The organism is Bartonella clarridgeiae ATCC 51734, assembly GCF_000518185.1.
Taxonomy (GTDB): domain Bacteria; phylum Pseudomonadota; class Alphaproteobacteria; order Rhizobiales; family Rhizobiaceae; genus Bartonella; species Bartonella clarridgeiae.
The window spans coordinates 75,098-96,437 of the sequence record NZ_KI912398.1; the positions used below are offsets into that span (position 1 = coordinate 75,098).

At 35.7% G+C, this 21,340-nt stretch carries 19 protein-coding genes and 1 pseudogene; 6 read left to right on the forward strand and 14 right to left on the reverse strand.

Translation table 11 applies throughout. The features are described 5' to 3' along the window. The first annotated feature begins 21 nt into the window (after positions 1–21). From T420_RS0106650 to T420_RS0106665, 4 genes are all read left to right on the forward strand, one after another. Positions 22–978, forward strand: coding sequence for an ABC transporter permease (locus T420_RS0106650; RefSeq protein ID WP_013544839.1), 957 nt, complete (start codon positions 22–24; stop codon positions 976–978). Further along, positions 971–1,921 carry an iron chelate uptake ABC transporter family permease subunit gene (locus tag T420_RS0106655; protein ID WP_026501243.1) on the forward strand — a complete coding sequence of 317 codons (951 nt, stop codon included), beginning with the start codon at positions 971–973 and terminating at the stop codon, positions 1,919–1,921. Before T420_RS0106650 ends, T420_RS0106655 begins: the two co-directional genes overlap by 8 nt. Then, positions 1,918–2,676 (forward strand): iron ABC transporter ATP-binding protein, encoded by a 759-nt coding sequence (locus tag T420_RS0106660; RefSeq protein ID WP_013544837.1) that lies wholly within the window; start codon positions 1,918–1,920, stop codon positions 2,674–2,676. The genes T420_RS0106655 and T420_RS0106660 overlap by 4 nt, the downstream gene beginning before the upstream one ends. Positions 2,677–3,081: 405 nt before the next feature. Next, positions 3,082–3,444 carry a hypothetical protein gene (locus tag T420_RS0106665; protein ID WP_013544836.1) on the forward strand — a complete coding sequence of 121 codons (363 nt, stop codon included), beginning with the start codon at positions 3,082–3,084 and terminating at the stop codon, positions 3,442–3,444. Between the two features lie 283 nt (positions 3,445–3,727). Here the strand turns inward: T420_RS0106665 and fliQ are convergent, their stop codons facing one another. The 14 genes from fliQ to fliF all read right to left on the reverse strand — a co-directional run bounded on the left by fliQ (position 3,728) and on the right by fliF (position 16,934). Then, entirely contained in the window at positions 3,728–3,994 is a 267-nt protein-coding gene (gene fliQ / locus T420_RS0106670; protein WP_013544835.1) for a flagellar biosynthesis protein FliQ, read from the reverse strand. A gap of 3 nt (positions 3,995–3,997) precedes the next feature. Continuing rightward, the gene (gene flgD, locus T420_RS0106675; RefSeq protein ID WP_013544834.1) at positions 3,998–4,507 is read right to left on the reverse strand and encodes a flagellar hook assembly protein FlgD; all 510 of its coding nucleotides are present in this window, start codon (positions 4,505–4,507) and stop codon (positions 3,998–4,000) included. A 17-nt stretch (positions 4,508–4,524) separates the two neighbouring features. Further along, positions 4,525–4,968 carry a flagellar biosynthesis repressor FlbT gene (gene flbT / locus T420_RS0106680; protein WP_013544833.1) on the reverse strand — a complete coding sequence of 148 codons (444 nt, stop codon included), beginning with the start codon at positions 4,966–4,968 and terminating at the stop codon, positions 4,525–4,527. Beyond that, the gene (gene flaF, locus T420_RS0106685; RefSeq protein ID WP_013544832.1) at positions 4,965–5,333 is read right to left on the reverse strand and encodes a flagellar biosynthesis regulator FlaF; all 369 of its coding nucleotides are present in this window, start codon (positions 5,331–5,333) and stop codon (positions 4,965–4,967) included. Before flaF ends, flbT begins: the two co-directional genes overlap by 4 nt. Before the next feature lie 17 nt (positions 5,334–5,350). Then, positions 5,351–6,433, reverse strand: a complete 1,083-nt coding sequence (locus T420_RS0106690) for a flagellar hook-associated family protein (protein ID WP_013544831.1) — start codon at positions 6,431–6,433, stop codon at positions 5,351–5,353. A 7-nt stretch (positions 6,434–6,440) separates the two neighbouring features. Next, positions 6,441–7,811, reverse strand: a complete 1,371-nt coding sequence (flgK, locus tag T420_RS0106695) for a flagellar hook-associated protein FlgK (RefSeq protein WP_013544830.1) — start codon at positions 7,809–7,811, stop codon at positions 6,441–6,443. A gap of 28 nt (positions 7,812–7,839) precedes the next feature. Continuing rightward, the gene (locus T420_RS0106700) at positions 7,840–9,048 is read right to left on the reverse strand and encodes a flagellar hook protein FlgE (protein WP_026501244.1); all 1,209 of its coding nucleotides are present in this window, start codon (positions 9,046–9,048) and stop codon (positions 7,840–7,842) included. A 193-nt stretch (positions 9,049–9,241) separates the two neighbouring features. Then, positions 9,242–9,931, reverse strand: a complete 690-nt coding sequence (locus T420_RS0106705; protein WP_013544828.1) for a response regulator transcription factor — start codon at positions 9,929–9,931, stop codon at positions 9,242–9,244. A 265-nt stretch (positions 9,932–10,196) separates the two neighbouring features. Then, positions 10,197–10,673 carry a transglycosylase SLT domain-containing protein gene (locus T420_RS0106710; protein WP_244392232.1) on the reverse strand — a complete coding sequence of 159 codons (477 nt, stop codon included), beginning with the start codon at positions 10,671–10,673 and terminating at the stop codon, positions 10,197–10,199. Positions 10,674–10,722: 49 nt separating this feature from the next. Continuing rightward, positions 10,723–11,994, reverse strand: a complete 1,272-nt coding sequence (gene fliK / locus T420_RS0106715) for a flagellar hook-length control protein FliK (RefSeq protein WP_026501246.1) — start codon at positions 11,992–11,994, stop codon at positions 10,723–10,725. Then, positions 11,978–13,264 (reverse strand): chemotaxis protein, encoded by a 1,287-nt coding sequence (locus T420_RS0106720; RefSeq protein ID WP_013544825.1) that lies wholly within the window; start codon positions 13,262–13,264, stop codon positions 11,978–11,980. The genes fliK and T420_RS0106720 overlap by 17 nt, the downstream gene beginning before the upstream one ends. Before the next feature lie 62 nt (positions 13,265–13,326). Then, positions 13,327–14,481 carry a flagellar motor protein MotB gene (locus tag T420_RS0106725; protein WP_013544824.1) on the reverse strand — a complete coding sequence of 385 codons (1,155 nt, stop codon included), beginning with the start codon at positions 14,479–14,481 and terminating at the stop codon, positions 13,327–13,329. Continuing rightward, a complete protein-coding gene (locus tag T420_RS0106730; RefSeq protein WP_013544823.1) occupies positions 14,478–15,239 on the reverse strand; it encodes a hypothetical protein in 762 nt (253 codons plus the stop codon). The genes T420_RS0106725 and T420_RS0106730 overlap by 4 nt, the downstream gene beginning before the upstream one ends. A gap of 21 nt (positions 15,240–15,260) precedes the next feature. Then, a complete protein-coding gene (gene fliF, locus T420_RS07095) occupies positions 15,261–16,934 on the reverse strand; it encodes a flagellar basal-body MS-ring/collar protein FliF (RefSeq protein ID WP_013544822.1) in 1,674 nt (557 codons plus the stop codon). Between the two features lie 393 nt (positions 16,935–17,327). Between fliF and T420_RS0106740 the strand changes: the two genes are divergently transcribed. Beyond that, positions 17,328–20,327 carry an autotransporter outer membrane beta-barrel domain-containing protein gene (locus T420_RS0106740; protein WP_013544821.1) on the forward strand — a complete coding sequence of 1,000 codons (3,000 nt, stop codon included), beginning with the start codon at positions 17,328–17,330 and terminating at the stop codon, positions 20,325–20,327. 530 nt (positions 20,328–20,857) lie between these two features. Continuing rightward, a pseudogene (locus T420_RS07365) lies at positions 20,858–21,340 on the forward strand (autotransporter outer membrane beta-barrel domain-containing protein); the annotation flags it as partial.

Consider the following 21,340-nt stretch of genomic DNA (forward strand, 5'->3'; position numbering starts at 1 on the left):
TTTTTTGAAGAAGAATTCGACGTGACAAATTATTGGATAGCCATAGCGATCATTATTGTACTTTCTGCTTGTAGCATTTTCGTTGGTTATTCTTATGTAACACCTGCTGATTTATTATCAGGCGATTTAAAAGCGTGGCTTCTTTTTTGGCAAACGCGCCTTCCCCGAACAATTGCAGTACTTTTGACAGGTATGTCACTTGCACTCTCAGGGACGATTATGCAACTGTTAACACGTAATCGCTTTGTCGAACCTTCAACTGCTGGAACTGTTGAATCTGCATCACTTGGCATTCTTTTTGTCATGATTTTTATTCCTGACATACCTGTACTTGGGAAAATGGCTGTTTCTACAGCTTTTGCCATGATTGGCACATTGATTTTTATGTTTTTATTATACAAAATTCCTTTAAAATCTGTTCTCATTGTACCGCTTATAGGAATTATGCTGGGATATGTTATTAATTCTCTAACAAATGCTATTGCTGATCATGAAATGCTTCTCCCCTCTCTTCAAGCTCATTTGTTTGGTAGTTTTTCAATGATTATTGACGGGAAATATGAACTTTTATGGCTGTCTTTTCCCTTATGCGTGCTTGCCTATTTTTCCGCTCACCACTTTACCGTAGCTGGCCTTGGGGAAGATTTAACCAATAATCTTGGCCTTAATTACCGTACTGTCATGTTTTTTGGGCTCTTTATCGTCGCATCAATTACCGCTTTGGTAACTTGTACAGTTGGTCGTATTCCTTTTGTCGGATTGATTATTCCAAATCTCATCTCAAATTTCATGGGTGACAATATGCGTTATAGCGCTCCTTGGGTGATGATTAGCGGTGCTGGACTGGTATTGATTTGTGATCTTTTAGGACGAATCCTTCACCATTCTTTTGAAATTCCTATCAGTACTGTGATGGGTGTTATTGGTAGCTTTGTTTTTATTATACTGCTTTTACACTGGAGACAGCGTCTTGGATAGAAAAAAAGCAACTATACTGATACTGACAGCGCTTACCATAATGGCATGTGTCATAATTGGTCTTTATATGCTATGGAATATAACTATTTTTACGTGGAAATTTCGTTTCGCAAAACTTGTTTCTCTTCTTCTCATTGCTTATACAATTGCTACCTCTACTGTTTTATTTCAAACAGTTGTTAATAATCGTCTTTTGACACCTTCAATTATGGGGTTTGATCAGCTTTATATTTTAATCAAAACCGTTATTCTTTATTCTCTCAATTCTCTTTCTTTACCATTCCTCAATGAAGAAGGACAATTAATTCTTGAAGCTCTTATCCTTATTATTTTTTCAATAACTCTTTTTCGCTGGTTATTCTCAGGAAGCATTCAAGGCCTTCATCTCACCTTATTGATTGGCGTCGTTTTTGGTGGATTTTTCTTCAGCTTACGCATGTTTATGCAATTACAACTGAATCCAGATCAAATGATGAATTTAACAGACATTATGTTTGCAAATTTTAATAAATTCAATACATCATTAATTGGCTTTGCTACAATCATTGTTTTCATCGTAAGCTTGATTGGGTGGCGTTTACGTTACTTATTAGATGTTCTTTCTCTTGGACGCGAAGCGGCTCTCAATCTTGGTATCGATTATCACAAAAGTGCTACAGCTATTCTTATTTTCGTCTCTATTCTTGTATCGATTTCCACAGCACTTGTCGGACCAGTCACTTTTTTTGGACTGTTAGTTGCTAACCTTTCCTATGAGCTCTCACCTCAAGCAAAACACCATGTTGTTGTACCTATTGCAATATTATTAGCCATAATTTCTTTAGTAAGCGGACAGTTTATTTTAGAACAAATCTTGAATATGGGAGGACGATTAAGTTTTATTATTGAATTTTTTGGTGGTATCGTTTTCTTAACTCTATTGATGAAGGGAAAATTAAAATGATTGAAATAGATCATCTTTCCAAAACCTATGGAGCTAGGACGATTATTGATAATTTATGCCTTCATTTACCAGAGGGAGGCATTATTTCTCTTATTGGCCCCAATGGCTCGGGAAAATCAACTCTTTTAATGATGATAAGACGCCTTTTGCCAATTACTAAAGGCACAATTAACGTCGATGGCTTTGATATTCAAACAATGTCGCACGATGTTTTAGCTAAAAAACTCTCACTTTTACGTCAAGATAATCCTTTATCTGTTCGCCTAACAGTTCGTGATTTAGTAAGTTTTGGACGCTATCCCTATTCTAAAGGTCGATATAACAATGAAGATAGGCAATTTATCAACAGCGCCATTCAATATCTTGGTTTAAAAGATCTCGAAATGCGCTTTTTAGATGAACTGTCCGGAGGACAGCGTCAACGTGCTTTTATTGCAATGGTCATTTGTCAGGATACTAACTATTGTCTCCTAGATGAACCATTGAATAATCTAGATATGAAACATTCCGTTTCTATGATGCAGAAACTACGCCGCACCGCTAATGAATTAAAAAAAACCATTCTTCTTGTTATGCACGATATCAATTTTGCCTCATATTATTCAGATTTGATTGTCGCCATTAAAAACGGTAAAGCTGCTTATTGTGGAAGCCCAAAAGAAATTATCCAGCCAGAAATCCTTAAAGATATTTATGATATGGATATTCAAGTCACAACTATCAATGATGTACCCATTGCTCTTTATTATCGATAATTTTAAGAATTTTTTAAACTTACATCCTCTTTAAAATTTTTTAGAAAAAATAAAATTCGAGTGACTTTTAAAGAAAAAAACTTATCAAAACAATTTTTGATAAGTCTTTATAAGAAATTTGAATAATCCTGTTCTATACATTAGAAATATTCATAAAAAAAATTGTATAAAATAAAAATTCACGTTTTTTCCTAATAATTGATCTGATTATCTTATTTATTTATCCTTTTCCCCTATTAATACGGCAACTACGAGCACTCACTTTTCTAAAAAACTACCACAAATCAGGCTTTTTAATTAAATATAAGGAATATCTATTAGGTGCTTGATTTTATGAAAAAAACCAATTACCTTTATGCGAGTTCTATGAGTCACTAAGTAATTAACGTAATAGGGGGTAACAATATGCAATCAGAGAGAATTGCTTCATCAATGCATTTTACAATGCTAGTGCCATTAGTAGCATTTCCTAAAAATGGAGTGCAGTCAGTTCAAAATTTTACAAAAATGGCCCCTGTTGTTGAACCTATGCCACATTATCCCCTTTCAGCTAATATCTCTGATATGCTTGCGCATATTAATGAGCTTATCCGTCAGAAAATAATGAAACCAGTCACAGACAATGATGACTTTTTGTTTTTAAATGCTGCAGAAAAGTATAAAAGTCAATCAATACAACAACATACAACGGTAGAGAAAGCAGAACCTCATATGGCACAAAAAGTGGAGGAGAAAATAACTGCAACAGAAAAAGAAAATATTGCATAAAATATGCATGATACTTTTAGAATGGTAATTTGGCAAAAATAGTTATTGTTTATAAAAACAAAAAGGCCTTTCTCAAAATTCAACGCATAAATTAAAGAGACTTTTTAAAAGAAATATTTTCTTTAAAAACTTCTATGATGGTATTATATTTTACTTCTGCAATGATTTTGAAAACTCAATGTATATTCTCGAATAGAAGAGAACCTATCAATTAATAGCTTTACATACAAAGTACAAAAAAGTATTTTTGAAACTTTATTATATACACTGTTAATGAAAATCTTTAAAATCCGGTTTCTATTCGGTTATAAACTAATTGTGTGAAAGCATAAATCTGCCCCCCAACAAATGGAGCTGTAAATGCTAATACCAGAAAAATAATAATAATTTTTGGAATAAATGTCAGAGTCATTTCCTGAATTTGTGTTAATGCTTGAAATAAAGCAATGATAACACCCGCAGACATTGCAGCAAGAACTGCGGGACCACTAGCGGTTAAAATGGTCCATATAGCTGCTGTAACCATATCAATAGCATCAGCTTCATTCATACTCTAAAACCCGCCAACATAAGATTTATGACTATCAGTATCAGATTTGTCAGCATTTTCACCAGGTTCATAACCCTCTACATCAGGTTTTTCAGCCATAACTTTAACGCCTGGACCAATAACAACTTTTTCACCATTGTCCAATGTCGCAACTATACCATCACTATAAATATCAATAGAGACTACATATCCTTCAATAATTTTGTCTTTTTCATCTGTAAACTGAATATATTTGCCGACATATCCTTCTGCCCCGTTAATTGATCCATTAGAAAGCATCTGGGTAAGTGTTTCATTCATCTTTATAGCTTGTTCAACAGATGAAAAACTTGCTAATTGAGCCACAAATTCTGTTGAGTCCATAGGTTTTGTTGGATCTTGATTTTTCATCTGTGCTACCAACAGCTTTATAAACGTATCATAATCTGCGTTCTTCTTTGCCCCAGCCATTTCTGGCTGTCCATCAATATTCTGAGAATAAATTCTAGGAGCACTAACCGCATCCAATACCATATTACACCTCGTTAACGTTATATTCCAACTTGTCTTACACTCACATTTGTTGAATTTGTTGAGGATACTTTACCCATAATTTGTGCTTCTCTCTGAAACAAACTACGGAGAACTTTTAGTACCTCAAAAATTTTATTTTGCTCAGTTAAATAAATACATTCCTTTAAGCCTTTCAAAAGGTCACAATCAGTAAAGGTTTGAAGTAATTTCTTTAATAGATCAACAAACACGGTTAATGCTTTCTCTGCTTCGCTTGGATTAATCAACATAAGCTGAGCAGAAAAATAAAGCTGTTTAAGAGGGGTGTCAGTATCTTCAACCTGTAAAACATGCCCTTCTAAAAGAAAAGTGGCATCATTCAATAATTCAAAAGTTACTTTACGATCCACCCGTAACACAGCACCATTAAGAAAGATTCTTTCATTTGGTTTGAGTGTCAAATGGATTGTTTTCTTGCTCATTCACATATCTCCGCATTTTCTGCCAGACCATCACGAATAGATTCAGAGATCTCAACAAGAACATCAAAATCAGTAATCTCTCCTTCATCTAATTTTTGAATTTCTTTTAAAATAAAAAAACCAATAGAAATGAGAGATGCTTTCAATGCCTGTGGTAAAGCATTTGCTGCCTGCCCAAGATCTTCAATAAGAATAACCCAAAGCTTTCGAGCAAACTGAACTGCTTCCTTGGCTTCACACGTACCAGGACCTTTCATTTTTGCATCTAAAAGAAGCTTAATACATCGATCAAACAAAAACCGTTCGCGCTCACGTGCGCTCATTGCATCATCTTCCATGACATCTTCATATCGCATTTGATACATTAAACAGCTAAACCTCTTTATTTTAAATAATTAATAAGACTTAATCGTCTTATCATATCTGTCAAAGTATAAGAAGCTTCTAGCATAGTCTCCAAAGCTTTAACTTTTTGAGCAACCTCTGCCGCATCAACAGCAATCATATTAATTTGTGCTCTTCTGAGAAGACCTACTTGAATCTCAATTTGTTGCGTAGCCGCTTTCACTCTTGCTTCTGTACTTCCTACTCTAGAAGCTGTTGCAATAATTTCATCCACAGCACTGCTTGTAGATGTATTATCCGCAGACGCTCGTGCTCTTGAAAAAAGGCTTTCTTGCGCCTCTTTTGATAAACCGATATCACCAAATTCTGCTACCAAAATCAGATTTTTCATAGCGTATCGGAAACCTTTATCATTAGCACTTACCGCAGCATCTACCTTATCACCATTAGGTGCAATGTGCTTCTCAATAGAGCCATCTTGAGCATTTGAAAAAAATTCCTTAAAATTCTCTTCATTAAATAAATCGCTAAAGGGGCCATCAATAAATTCTTCCATTTCCTCACTGGTGAGATCTTCTAGTTTTCTGCCATTTAGAAAATTCTCAAACGTCTCTTGCACAATTTTACTAGGACCTGTTTCACCACCTACTTTATAAAACTTTAACGGTGGTTCGCTAGTATTTGTCCCACCAAATATATATTCGCCGTTAAAATTGGTATTTAAAGCCGAAATAAATGCACCCAAAGCATTTTGGGCAACAGCTTGTGCTGCAGATGGTGTTGCATTTCCTGCATCACCTACAAGCATATTATTAAAAATAGTTAATGCCCCTGGCGCTGCCTCTTTATCATCTGATGCAATTAAAGTTTGAATCGCAACCTGCACAGAAGATAGTCTTAATGTAAGAAGTTTATCGCTCGTACTATAACCTTCGAGATAACTCATCTGGTTCTCAACATCTATTAACCGTGCTGTTTTACGCCCTAATGCAAGACCTGGATCATACACCTGTCCAGTAGCCATTTCATAGGCGGCTTTCATTAAATCAGACTGCCCTTCAGAAATTATATTACGCCGTGCATTGTTTAAAACATATGTCGAAATTGAAGAAACTCTCATTTTACACCTATCTAACTGCTGCTAGAAGATCATCTAACATTTTACCAACCGTACTGATAATACGAGAGGTTGCTCCATATGTCTGCTCTAATTGCAACATCAAGGCTAACTCATCATCTGCATTGACACCTGTTGCATTGGATAACGCCTCAGCAGCATGCAAAAACATTGTACCTTGATATTTAGCCTCTTTATCTGCATTTGACCGTAAACCTTCAAGCCAACCTACTGAATTTTTACTAAAATCCTTAATTGATTGATCTGGATCCAAACCTGTACCCGTTCCAAATTGCTGCTTCCCATTAAAAGCATCTACTAATGCTTGAAGATTGTCACCAAAATGTTCTGGACCACCACCTTCAGTTTTGCTGTCAAATATAGGATTAAGCTGTATCCGTCCTGCTAAACCCTCAAGAGGGCCAATCTGACCACTTGGCTGATCACCATCTAAAAATAAAGAAGGAGGGCCAGGAAACATATGCATCAAAGCATTTGCTATTTCGTCTAACTGCTTTTGATATTGTGGCACAATGTCATCACGTAACTTCAACAAACCACCGAGATTACCTCCTCCATTAGGATTCAAAAAAGATGAATGACCTAAGGGAACACCATCAATAAAAACTTGTTTTCCAGAAATACCAGGTGGCAAAGAGGCGCTAAATTGAAACGATACTGTCCGTGGCATTTTATCATACAAAGTACTACCATCCATACCATAAATGGACATTGTTCCATCAGAATGATTAACTGTATTGATACCAATTTCTTGAGATAACTCTTTTAAAATAGCATCTCTTTGATCCATATAAACACTATCATCTCGATTTGCATTTCTTTCCCGCACCACCAGTTGATCAAGCTCGTGAAATTTTTGTAACAAATCATTGATGTAATCAACAGAATCTTGAATATCACTATTCACATCATTGTATAATTTTTCAATTTCATAACTTCCTGTGTTCAACCCTTTGGCCAAATCACGAGCACGATCAACCGCCGCATCTCCATTAGAACGCTGTTGTGGATCATTCGCATACAATTGAAGTGCTTTTTGAAATTCACCAAGCAATTTAGAAGGTGAATTTGAAAATTTATCTGCTCCATAAATATCAGATAAACGATTAAGCCCATTAGAAAGACTGCCAGCAGCGGCAGCCTCACTTGCTTTGACCAAATAATTGTTCAACAAATGGATATCACCATCACGGCGCACAACGACATGAACAGCTCCTCCCGGCCCCGATTCTAAATATGAAGTGCGTCGCGTATAATTCGGATCTCCTGCTCTCACGATATTACGTGAAACGGTATCAAGTCGACCTGTAGTCGCTTTTAGCGAGTTCCGGGCTGAGTTAAGTGCTAAGTTAAGCGACATAATCTTATCCCTTTTAATTGTATTTAAATTACCGTTTCAAATTAACAATAACATCCATTAACTCTGAACCCGTCTGAAATACTTTGGAATTTGCTGTATAATTCCGTTGTGCCTCAATCATATCTGTCAGTTCATCGCCCATATCAACGTTTGAATCCTCCAAATAACCAGAAGACAGAGTGCCGAAGACACCATCACCAGGACGTCCCATCATTTGAGCCCCCGTCTGACTATTAGTTTCAAAAACAGAACCACCTAAAAAAGTCAAACTTTCTGGTGAAGCTACAGTCGTAATGCCTACATACCCAACAATCCGTGTTTTCTGATTGGAATACATAACCTCAATTTCACCATTTTTACCAAAGGTGAAACCATCAAAGGCACCCGACTCCATACCATCTGCTTCCGCCTCAAAAGCAAATAAATTGCCCTTTTGCGTCACCAGAGAATCTGCCCCCACCCCGCCAAAATTAACATCGACCTCAAAAGTTTTCCCCTCACTATCTGGCAATGTTAATTTAAATTCTTTTGTAGGCTCTATAAGATTCCCCTCTTTATCAAAGTTAAAATCTGTAGAACCAACTTTTTCTCCGTTAGAATAAGCATCAACAACCCACTTATTTTCAGCGGTTTTTCTCATATAGAAATCAACCTGAACCTTCTTACCTTGGCTGTCATAAGTTGTCATCGACTTTTTTTGATTATAACTTTTAGGATCCTTAGGATCAATTTGACCACCCTCTGGTTCCATAACCTTGGCGCTTGGATTAAAATTTGCTTTAAAATCAATTTTCGTCGTCACTTCAGGACCAAATAAATCGGTTGGACCGCCTTTAATTTGGATTCTTTCTCCATCTTCATTTAAAAGATAATATCCTGCAGTATTGCGAAGATACCCATCCTTATCGCGTGTAAAGGACCCTGCACGCGTTAAAAATTCTTTTCCGTTTTCATCTGCAACACGAAAAAAGCCATTTCCATGAATCATCGCATCACCAGAACGACCTGTTGCATGTGCCGGACCACTAATTGAAATATCATGACCAATATGACTCTTCACCCCCCCAGGAACGTAAGCATATTGTCCTGAAAGCGTTACATAATTAGAAAACTGGACATTCGTACGTTTATATCCAACTGTACCAGCATTAGCGACATTATCAGCTACACCAGAAAGTCGCGTTCCCTGAGCGTTCATACCAGAAACACCAGTACGCATCATTCCATAAATACCCATATCATCTCCTATGATTTTTAGCCTATAACACTACCATAAATAAACTTCCTTGTGTGAAGCTTTTGCTTAAATGTTTTTATAAAAATAATTTGATCATAAAAAAAACATAATTTACTTTTATAGGTGTAGAGTAGTTTAAGGTACCAATTTAATTTTTTTCTTTTTAAAAGTTGGAGGAGATGTTTATATAAGTTTAGTTATCTTTAACTTGCAAACTATAGCCAAGAAATCTTTTTGAATCTATAATATCGTAGCCGATTTTAGCTTTAAGTTTTTTGCGTAGTTTACTAATGTGGCTTTCAATAACATTTTCTTCGATTGCATCGTCGAATATGCCATATACTGCATTAAAGATTTGTGTTTTGTTGACGCGTTTTCCTGCGTTAGCTATTAGATATTCGAGAATACGGCGTTCTCGGCGTGGCAGAGCTAATTCTATTCCATTAATTTGTGGGTCACGTCCGTCATTAAAGACGCTAATAGGTCCTACTTCAATTGCAGTGTTTATTCCGCGTATATTGTTGCCGATTCGTCTGCGAATAGCGCCGATTCTTGCTAAAATTTCCCGAACGTGGATAGGTTTGCGAAGTACGTCATCCATACCTGATTGGAATAGTTCTATTGTATGACTTAAAATATTTGTTTCTGTCATAGCAAGGATTGGAGCGGAGCTGTAATTTCGAATTTCTTTTGGTAATTCGATTTGATTTTCGCATTTTCCTAAAAGAATTGCTTCGATCGAAGATATTTCGTTATCTGAAGCTGTTGAAATCCACTCACTAAAATCAGAAGGAGGTAAGCCTGTTGCAGCAACTCCTTCGCGAGAAAATAAGGTAGCATAGCCATCTGTTACCAATTTGCGGTCATCTACTACAACAATCATAACCATTCACCCAGCAATATCTAGAACTAAAATTTTAAATGTATACGTAGGAAAACCTACATATTGTTAAATTTATACAACTTTAATTTTTAAAAACACAAGTTATTTTTACGATTTATTATCTATAAAAGTATGATTACTACTTTTAATGGTGCTTTTTCAACAAAAAAAACAACTTTTAATTGTTTTTAGTCCAGTATTTTCTCAAAATGAGACAAAATTTCATTTTTTTATCAAAATGATTCAATATTTTTGTCATAATGATTCATTTTGTTCCTTCACAAAACACTCGAGAATTAGGAGTCCATCGACCAAAACCGCTGGCAATCATATTATGCATAACACGGCATACATAACGCTTTTGAGCAGGATCATTATTAGGTCCTGCATGGTAACGTGCAACTGCCATAGTCCAACTGCCTTCTTTTTGGTGCAAATCTTTTAAAAAGTGTGCAGCATAATTAACATTATGATGAGGTTTTAACATCTCTGCAACAGAAGAAAAATTTTTTCCATGGTAATAATGATTAATTTGCATACACCCCACGTCAATGAGTTTTGCTCCATGATGTTTAGCATTTTTAAAGATATGTAAAGCTTCCGCTTGATTTTTTGCAAAAACAGTTCTGCCATCAATATTTAATGCGTAAGGTTGGAGTGATTCTTTATGACCTGTTTCTGTTAACCCAACCGCATACAATATGCCTAGCGGAACACCATAGCGTTTAGAAGCAGTAATCATTTCTGCTTCACAAATATTTTCAGCTACCGCACAATCCAATACTACAATGCTATACGACCCACCGATAAGAATTACATGGAGAAATATCTTCAAAAGGAGGATCCAAAAGCGGTGCATCTGACAACGAAAATTGTTTGAAAAATTGCTTTGATTCATTTTTTCCATTCTGTTCATTATAACCAAATGCTTGACGTTGACCATTAAAATGTTGTCCACTATTATCTTGTTCTAATCCTTGCTCTATTTGCAAAGATTGGTCTTGTTGAATAGCTTGGGTGCTTTTATCAATAATACTAATTAATAAATGACCATCATCATGAATATACGCCTTTTCTAAAACATATGATAACGTCTGTTGATTACTGATCAAAAGACGCGCCGTTTCTCGATGTTGAGCACATAATTCAATATGAAGTCCTTGCGCAGTCATTCTCACTTTAACATCAACTGTCCCAAGCTCCACAGGTGTGAGTTTTAAATGCAAAATCCTTACACCCCCAACTTTTTTATTAAACGTGATATCAACATCACTTAACTGTATCATAAAATCAGGCTTTTCTTCCTGAAAAAAAAGCCTATCACCTATTTCCAAATTCTTAAGAGATTGAGCTCTTTCTGTCTCCATACTCACATGTAGTGTCAAGGATTCACTTCCATGTATAAAATTTTGTGTACCATGCTGTAGTACCTTTTGTTGTGCGAGAGAATGTTTGTCTACTGCTTTAACTTGAAGCTTTTCTTCAATAGCACATGCTTTTTGAATATCTGAAATCCACTGATCTTGTATATCACCTTTTATAAGAGCTGTGATGCTCTCATTTTTCACACACTCACTAACTTTTTCTCTAATTTTTTCTTGCTTTACAAACTGTTGCACCGAACAAAATGGATATAAAAAATTTTGAAGAGAAATATTTTCTTTATCGCCAATATAACTATGCTTTGCTTTTTGTAGTTTTTCCTCATCAAAAGCTTTAATTATATTTTGTTCCACAATTTCTTCTGATGTTTCCAACTCTATAATTTTATATAAAAAATCCTGGTTTATAACTTCATTTAAATGCTCTACACCCTCATCTAGAATTGTCTGTTCTGCAGACTCTTTTAAAGCCTCTTTTACCATATACATAAGCGAAGAATCTTCATAAAAATTTCTATCTCGCATAAATTTATTTTGTTTAAGCAGCGTATCAAACGCTTTAGGTAATTGATTATCCGTGCAATCTTCCGGTTGAACTGTGGTTTTATCTACTGCAGTTTTATTTATTGTAGTCATTTGTATAGAAAGGAAACCACACAATCCATCAGCGTTTATTGTCATTTTTGTATCCTAATAATTGATCAATTTCGTTTATCTTTTCTCGTGTATTTTGAATAAACTGGTTCATCTCTGCTTCTATAGGAGATATTGTGTTTTGTTGTTTAGCATCTTTTTCTAATTCTAAGATTAACTTCAACTCTCCCTGACTTTGCGGTTGTAATGTAACTTGTGCTTTTTTCTCTTTCTGATCACCCAACGGAGAAGAAATGACTCTTTTTGCAACAGCTTGTGCAGCAGTAAATAAAAAGCGATCTTTTTTTGATAAATCTTTGTAGGTGATATTTTGTAACATCTGTATAGATTCTTGTGCAGTGATCGAACCAGCCAGACTCATAGCGTAATACAGACGCGCAGATGTATCATCTACATCGATCTCATGTGCTAATGTCAGAGCTTTTTGAGCACTCAGTTGTGCCTTTTCCATACGCGCATCAATTAACGCAGCACGACTCACTTCCATATATGTTATAAACTGCACTTTTGTCGGTGCATAAGAAACCAATGTTTCCAATTGCTCAACACTCAATTTTTCATCAATCTGTAATATAGCGGGAGTAAATTCATGCCAAAAATCATGAGCATAAGGTGATTTCCAAAAACGATGCGCGTAATGACGAACTAATAAGGCCAAAAGATCTGTCTCACCAAGTATTGATGCAACTTTTAGTTCTCGACGAATAGCTCCCTCTTCAAATAAAGTCCCCGGAGCAAAAAGCCTTATTTGATCCAACTGTTTCAAAGCCAAAATGGGATCTTTTTCTATGATATTAACAACCGTAGAAAGCACGACAGATGCAAATAAAGCAGGAGGGATAGAGCGAACATCTTCTTCAGTTAATTGTGTATATGCTTTTACAAAAGCAGCTCTTTTATGAGATGCATAAGCCAAAGCACAATCCATTATATTCTGCGATATCACTCCCTTCCCATACTTCTCTAAAATGATTTGCACCACTCGGGGATTTCCACCATTAAAAAGGTAGATCAATAAAGCATAAAGATTGTTATCATCTTTCCAAACATCAGAATCAAAAGTTAAAAATTTATCGCCAATTTCTTCCAAAAGCTGCAGTTGCTCTTGCAATACCTCTTCTTGTCCTGATATAATTTTATCTTGCAAATTTTGCAAAGAACGCACAAACTGTATTGGCTCAGAGATAACAACTTCTGATAACATAGAAGGTTCTTTAATCTTATGATCTAATTGTGTAACAAAAACTTCCTGAAACTCTGTTTCTGTCTTTTGTAAAGAAGCCCTTCCTTGTTGCATAAGAACTCCTTGAACAAAGACAGAAAAAGAGAGAAAACAGACATAATATGTCTTTTTCATAATCATGGTGTCTTTTCCTTTTCAAGAATTGATTTTTCTTGTACAGACTTTCCAAAAGAAGACTTCTCTAATGTCGATTTTTCATGTGTTTGTTCACTTTTTGGATCTCGTATAAAAATAGATATACGCCGATTTTCAGCTGCATATGGATCCTTTTTATTTTTTAAATCCCGATCTGCATAACCTTCAACACGTAAAATTCGTTTTTCATCCAAGCCACCACGTACCAACATATAATAAGCCATCTGTGCACGTGCTGTCGAAAGTTGCCAATTATCATAAACATTACTGCGATAAGGCCGCGCATCAGTATGTCCACTAATTACGACATCTCCCTGATGCTTCGCAATAATTCCTGCCATACTACTAATCAAATCAATCGTCTGCGCCGTCGGAATAGATAAACCAACTTTAAACATTTCATATTTAGGCTGATCCATTAATTCAATCATAACGCCTTCTTTTATTGGCTTCACATGGGCCAATATATTATTGGTTTCCCCTTCTATCAAATCTGTTAACTCTTTTAAAAGAGCATGCGAATTCTCAGAAGAATTATTTTCCTGTTCAGATTCTTTTGCCATCATTTTTTGCTTTTGAATTTTTCTTTTTTGAGAAGAAGCAACATTTTCGCTCCAATAATATGGCGAAAAAGGATCATGATACTCTGTCCCTAGTTGTAAATTTTTTTGAGAATCACCAGCTCCCTGTCCTACAAGATTCCCTTGTTCAAACTGCTGCTCAGCAGGATTTTGTGCGTTGCGTTCTGATTGAACAATCTTTTTTAATCCAAGATAAGGATCACGCATTAACTCTGCTTCCTCCATAGCATTTGACTTTTCTGACTGAGCATCATCTTTACACTCTTGATCAAGAGAGCTTTTTTTATCTTGCTCAATATCATTGTGCTGAATACCACGATTACTTGTTTGGGGATCTACGAGTTTGATTGGATTAAAATAGTTTGCAATTGCTTCCTTTGTCGCATCGTCCTGGACGTTAACAAGCCACAAAACGAGAAAAAGCGCCATCATTGCTGTCATAAAATCAGCATAAGCAATCTTCCAAACACCACCATGATGATCATCATGATCGCCATGTCCTCCACGACGAACAATAATAATTTCAGAAGAAGATTGTTGATCATCAGATTTCATTGCACCAACTCCTTCAATGTTGTCAGAAATGGAGTAAGCTGTGTAGCAATAACCATTTCACCACGATGTAAACGTATCTCTGTACTCTTGGTCGGTTGAAATTTAAATTGAGATGCATCAAAATCACGCTGTTTTTTGAGCTGCTCAAACAATTCTTTACTCCCTTCAAGAACTAAAGGCTGTCCTCCACCAAGAGCCTGATCTGAAATCTTTGTAGCAAATTGCTGAAGCGCTTCTTCTGTAATTTTCTCACCAATAAATATGGAAAGAACCTGTGCAATTTCTTGAGAAATTTCTTGACGTAAATCAGCTAACCCCTTTGTTAATTGACTCTGTACATTGGCTCCTATTGATTCAACCACACTTTGTTTAGCAGCTTCAATAGCCTTTGCATGCTCTTCTTCCAAACGTTGCTTTTCAACTTTAAATTGTTTTTGCAATTTTTCTGTTGTCTCTTGCATAGCTTGATCAAAAGCTGCCTTTTGAGCTGCTTCAACATCAACAACGCCTTCAGAAGAAAAACCGAAAGGTAATATTTCTTCCATATATTCTTTCGGAAACTCAATACTCGATGATGAAAAGTCTTCCTGCTTTTCGTCATTACATGTGATTTCACTTTCATTACCAGAAGGCAAAACCTCTATATCTTCAGAAGAAATATAGCGGGGTGAAAAATCACTCAAAAAAGAAGATAATGGCAAACTTACCTGTTTTTCAAATTTTTCACCTGTTTGTTCCATTCTATTCATCACTTCCATTTAGCGTTTCACTTTACAAATCTAAGCGGCCACAGTTGTATTGGTGTCATTAATCCATTCACGTAAAACTCCAGCAAAACGTTCTTCATCCATTGCAATCATTTGCTCAAGACGATTCTGTGGTGGGACGCGCATACGATTACGTAAATTGTGAAGTGCATCATGTGTATCATCACTTGTCCCTGTAATTCCACTAAATTCTGCATTCGCTTGATATTGGTGCTCCAAAGCAGGTATATTTTCAAGATCAGCCATAGCGTTTTTACTGTTTTCAAGTGCCTTTTTTCCTTCCCGCATTTCACGCATCAAAGGACGTACACCTAAGAATAAAATCAAGAGAACAGCGATCACTAAAGCAACTCCATTGATTAAAGCAGATGTATAACGTGACAATAATTTCCAAAGAGGCATTTGAACAGGTATCATATCAGACTCAGTATGACCGATAAAATCAACAGCTGTGACATTGATGATATCTCCACGTTTTGGATCAAGTCCTGCTGCCGTCGCAACCATCTGCTGGATGCGATTTATTTCCTCATTAAGAGCACTTTCAGAGGTTGGCTTTGTACTATCTGGAAGGGTCAAACGTGCACGATCTACCACGATAGCAACAGCTAATTTCTTCACACTATAACCATCGCTAACTGTAGAGATAGTCTTAGAGTTAATTTCATAATTGGTAGTCTCTTCACGGCGATCTTTTTTATCCGTTGATCTTTCTCCACTACCATTGGCAATTTCTTCTTGTGGAATATTTTGTTCTACACCCACAGCATCACTATTACGATTATTTTGGCTATCAGCCTGATCACGCACAGAACGCACAGAACGCACAACCTGTGATTCTGGGTCAAAAACGGTCTCATTTGTTTGACGACGGTCTGTGTCTAAAACAACTTGCACACTGGTTTGAAAGTGATCAAGACCAAGATAAGGAACCAATTGTTTACGAATATTCGCATCAATTTGCGAGGCAACCTGCTGCTCAAGAGATGCCATCATCATCGAAGTTCCATTCATTGCATCCACCCCAGAAGCAAGCAATTGTCCACGTGTGTCCATCACCGTCACTGAGCTTGCTTCAAGTGAAGGAACAGCTGCTGCCACCAATTGACGAATAGACTGAGCAGATTCAACGGCAAAACCACCATTAGTACGAATCACAACAGAAGCAGTAGGCTTCTGATTAGCCTTACGGAATGATCCTTTGTCTGGTAAAACAATATGGACACGTGCTGCCTTTACACCTTGTACAACTTGAATCGTCCGTGCAATTTCGCCCTCTAAAGCACGTTGGCGTGTGATTTCTTGCATAAAAGATGTGAGCCCTAAGGATCCCATATTATCAAACAATTCATATCCTGCATTGTTTGATGTTGGCAAGCCTTTTTCCGCAAGAAACATTCGCGCTTGTTCTGCTTGTCCCACAGGAACCTGAACAGTACTGCCATCAGCAGAAACATCAAAAGCAATCCCCACCTCACCCAATGCCATTCCCATTCGATTCACATCATCACGTGAAAGGCCAACATAAAGCGTTTCATAAACAGGACGCGTTAAATAAAAGCTGGAAAACAAAATTGTTCCAAACAAGGTTAATCCAATTATACCAAGCGCAATAAGGCGCTTCGCTCCTAGTTTATGGAGAGCATTCCCGGAAGAAGAAAGAAAAGCCAAAAATTTATCAATCATAGATTTGTACCATTATATTGAGAAAAAAACTCGCGTAAAATAAAGAAAAACAGCTGCTTAACAGCTGTTTCCCCACTCTTACTGCTCAAATCATAAAAAACAAAACTTGCGTGAAAATGATGTCTGCTTTTAATAGGAAATCTTATAATAGGCTTATATCATAGTTTATTAAAGGTAACGTTGCACTATATTGCCATCTTTTTTATTTTTAAAATACATATTTCAAAAAATAATATGTTTAACAAAAATTAAAACACATTTTGGCTTTATAAATGACATATTTGCTTTTATAGATCAATAAAAATCGTTTACTCTAATTTGATGAGATTATCTGTTTTGGATTCTTCTTAAAAGAGCAAATTACAGAGTTTATAAATTATAGAAAGTTCTCTTATGTGTAAAAATTATCTGTCATATTGCGCGGCCTTAGTCGCTTTATTCTGTAGTACTCACTTAAATGCAAATACTGAAATTAATAGTGTTTATGTACCTCAAGATGAATCAATCAATAAAGGCCTTTTTGTTGATAACAGTCGCACCATCATAATGGAAAGTGGTACCATCAAAACAGAAAAGAATGGTGCGCACACTCAGAATTTAGGAAGTAAAATTGTATTAGGTGATGTACAAATCGAAACAGAAAATATAGGTCTTTTTGCTCAAGACAACAGCAATATTACAATGGAAAAAGGCTCCATCAAAGCAAAAGAAAACGGTGTGCAAACTTATGGTTCAGGAAGTAAAATTGAATTAGGCAATGTACAAATCGAGTCAGAAGAAAAAGGCCTTATTGCTTCTGGAAAAAGTACTATAACAATGGAAAAAGGTTCCATCAAAGCAAAAAAAAATAGCGTTCATGCTCAGGGTTCAGGAAGTAAAATTGAATTAGGTGATGTACAAATCGAGACAGAAGAAAAAGGCCTTATTGCTTTTAAAAACAGCACAATAACAATGGAAAAAGGCTCTATCAAAACAAAAAAGAGTGGTGTACATACTCAGGATGTAGGAAGTACAATTGAATTAGGTAATATACAAATTGAAGCAGAAGAAAAAGGGCTTATTGCTTCTCAAAAAAGCACCATAATAATGGAAAAAGGCTCCATCAAAACAAAAGGAAACGGTGTAGAAGCTCATGATTTTAGAGGCAGGATTGAATTAGCTGATGTACAAATTGAGACAGAAGGTTTAGGCCTTATTGCTTTTAAAAACGGCACCATAACAATGGAAAAAGGTTCCATCAAAGCAAAAAAGAATGCTGTGCAAACTCAAGGCTTAGGAAGTAAAATTGAATTAAGTGATGTACAAATCGAAACAGAAAATATAGGTCTTTTTGCTTTCAAGGACACTATCATTACAATGGAAAAAGGTTCCATCAAAGCAAAAGAAAACGGTGTAGAAGTTCAGGATTCTGGAAGCAGAATTCAATTAGCTGATGTACAAATCGAAACAGGAAAGACAGGTGTTCTCGTTTACAATGGAGGCACCATCATAATGGAAAAAGGTTCCATAAAAGCAAAAGAAAACGGTATGGAAATTCAGGATTTAGGAGGTAGAATTAAATTAACTGATGTAAAAATCGAAGCAAAGAAAGCAGGTATTTCATTAGTAGAATCTGGACAGAGTAACATCCTTCTTAAAAATTCAGAAATCCATGCTGATGTTTTATTAAACACTAAGAAAGCTTATGATGAAGCAATTCTTGAACTAAACGCAAACCATTCAATCTTACAAGGTGGTGTCAGAACTGGAGAAGAAACTGAAACAGTCTTTAACCTTTTAAAAGGTACAGTATGGATATTAAAGATCAGTAAAGAAGAAAAAGAGCCAAATGAAAATGGTGAAGATGGACAGTTGATTGATATTTTTGCTAGATCAAACTCTACTGTCTCTAAGCTTACCCTTAATAACAGTACCATTTTTTTTGATAAGCCAACAGATGACCAATATCAAATATTATATGTAGGACCTGTAATACCAGAAGCCGCAGATGATCGAAGAGTCCCAAACAACTCTTCAAAAATCTACAACGCAAAAGGTGATACAAAAATTTACTTCAACACTGAATGGAGTAATGGCCTTAAAACAAAAGATCAAAAGACCGATCGACTTGTGATTAACGGTGATGTATCAGGGACAACTACAGTCTATGTCAACACTATCAAAGGAAATAATAAAACAGAAGAAAATACTTCAGTTTCTGAAAATGAAAGTGGCATCTCACTCATCCAAGTTTCTGGAAAAGCAAATAAAGACTCCTTTAAATTAGCAAATGGCTACACCACAATGAAGGGGCTACCATATAAATATATACTGAATGCCTACGATCCTAACAATTCTAGTCAGGGGGAAAATCAAAATATGTTTGGCCCAGATAGGCCATATTGGGATTTTCGTTTGCAGAGTGCCTATCTTGACTCTCAATTGAAGGTGAAGGCTCTTGTACCACAAATGGCCAGCTATTTGGTGATACCAAATGTTTTATTCTCTACTGGCTTCTCTAATATCAGTCAGCAAAATGCACTGTTAACCAATATACGAACAGTATCATTGGAGAGTAGAAATAATAAGAAAAATTTCTTCTTATCTTCTTACGGTAATACAGCAACTTTATCATCCAACTACAGTGCTCTCGAATATGGTTACGGTGCTAATATTAGTTATAGTGGTGTACAAGCAGGTGTTGCATTAGGCGCTCTTGAAAATCAAAACACCACCACACATCTTGGTCTGTTAGGTGCTTATGGTCAAATATCCTTTACTCCCAAAAATATGGAAGGTGCTATCAAAAGTACGCTTGATAAATGGTCAATCTCAGCTTTCAGTAGTTTGCATCATCGGAATGGCCTGTATCTGGATACACTCTTTTCCTATAGCTTTGTGAAAGGACATATTAAAGTTGCTAACATCGGAAATATTGCAAAATTGGATGATGTAAACACATTGAGCGCTTCTGCAACCATTAGTCAACAAATTATAACAGGCGTTGAAGGGCTGATCTTTGAACCACAAGCACAGTTTACTTATCAGCGTTTGATGTTTGATCACATTTCAGATGATGATAATCTTGAAATCAATATGAATAATCCTCATCAATGGTTAGTTCGTATTGGTGGACGTTTAACCAAAACTGTCACTGCAGTAGAAAAAGGTCATGCTACTTCCATTTATGGAAAACTAAACATGATCAACACTTTTAGTGACAATGATACAATACAGATTAGCGATACCTTCCATCTTGATCACATGGGAAATTCCATTGAATGTGGTATAGGGATCAATGCACAATTGAATAAAAAAATCCGAGTGTATGCAGATGTTAACCACCAGCACAAGCTTCAAAAAGCAGGTGTATCAGGGACCTCTTTTTCAGGTGGAATACGTTATCATTTCTAAAACGATACAGATATTAACTCCCAAAAAAGGCAGTCATTGTACTGCCTTTTGTTTTATGCCTCTTCGCTTCTAAAAAAGAATCCAAAATATTACCTTCTTATATTTTTACTTCTTTGATAAGGCTATTCTCTGCCATTCTATTATTTTCTAGAAAAACGAAAAACTTATCAATATTTTAAATAGCAATATAAATTAGCAGTATGACATCTTATTAAAGATGATATTTTTCTATCATTTAACCTTTATTTTAAGTATAAATATGATAAATTGACTCTTTGTTAAAATAAAATTTTAATACATTATGTATTAATAATAATAACAATATGTTTAATATATTAAATAAAACATAAATACATTATGTTCATAAATAATAAATATTTTTATATTTATATAAAATCATTTTTATCTTTACATATAAGAAAAAATAATTTACTTCAATTAATGAAAATTATCTATTCCATATCCTTCTTATAAGATCTTTCTTATAAGCGGGGGGATTAATGTGGGTTTTATAAGTTAGGAAAATCCTTATGTGTAAAAATTATCTTTTATCGTGTACGGCTGCAGCTGCTATAATTTTATTTGGTGCTCATTTTAATGTTGCTGTTGCTGAACACAAAGCTGAATTTGAAGGAAACAAAGTAGACGCCGGTGAGAGCAAAACTTATCAGGCTGAGAGTGCCGAAAAAAGTGCTCTTTATGTAGGTGAAAAGGAAGAATCTAAAGCCGTAAAAAATGGCGCTAAAAAAGGTGGTCAAATCACTGGTAAAAATTTAACACTGATCGGCGCTGATACAAAAAAAGGAAAAGGTGCAACAGTTGAGGGGTCGAACAGCAAAATTCTTCTAAAAGGCAAAACAACTATTAAAGACCTTCAGATTGGCCTTAATGCCGCTAAAGGTGGTGAAATCACAATGGAAAGTGGTACAATTGATGCCGAAGAAACTGCCATAAAAGCTGAGGGCAAAAATACAATTATTACATTAGGTAATGTTGATATTACTTCACAAAAG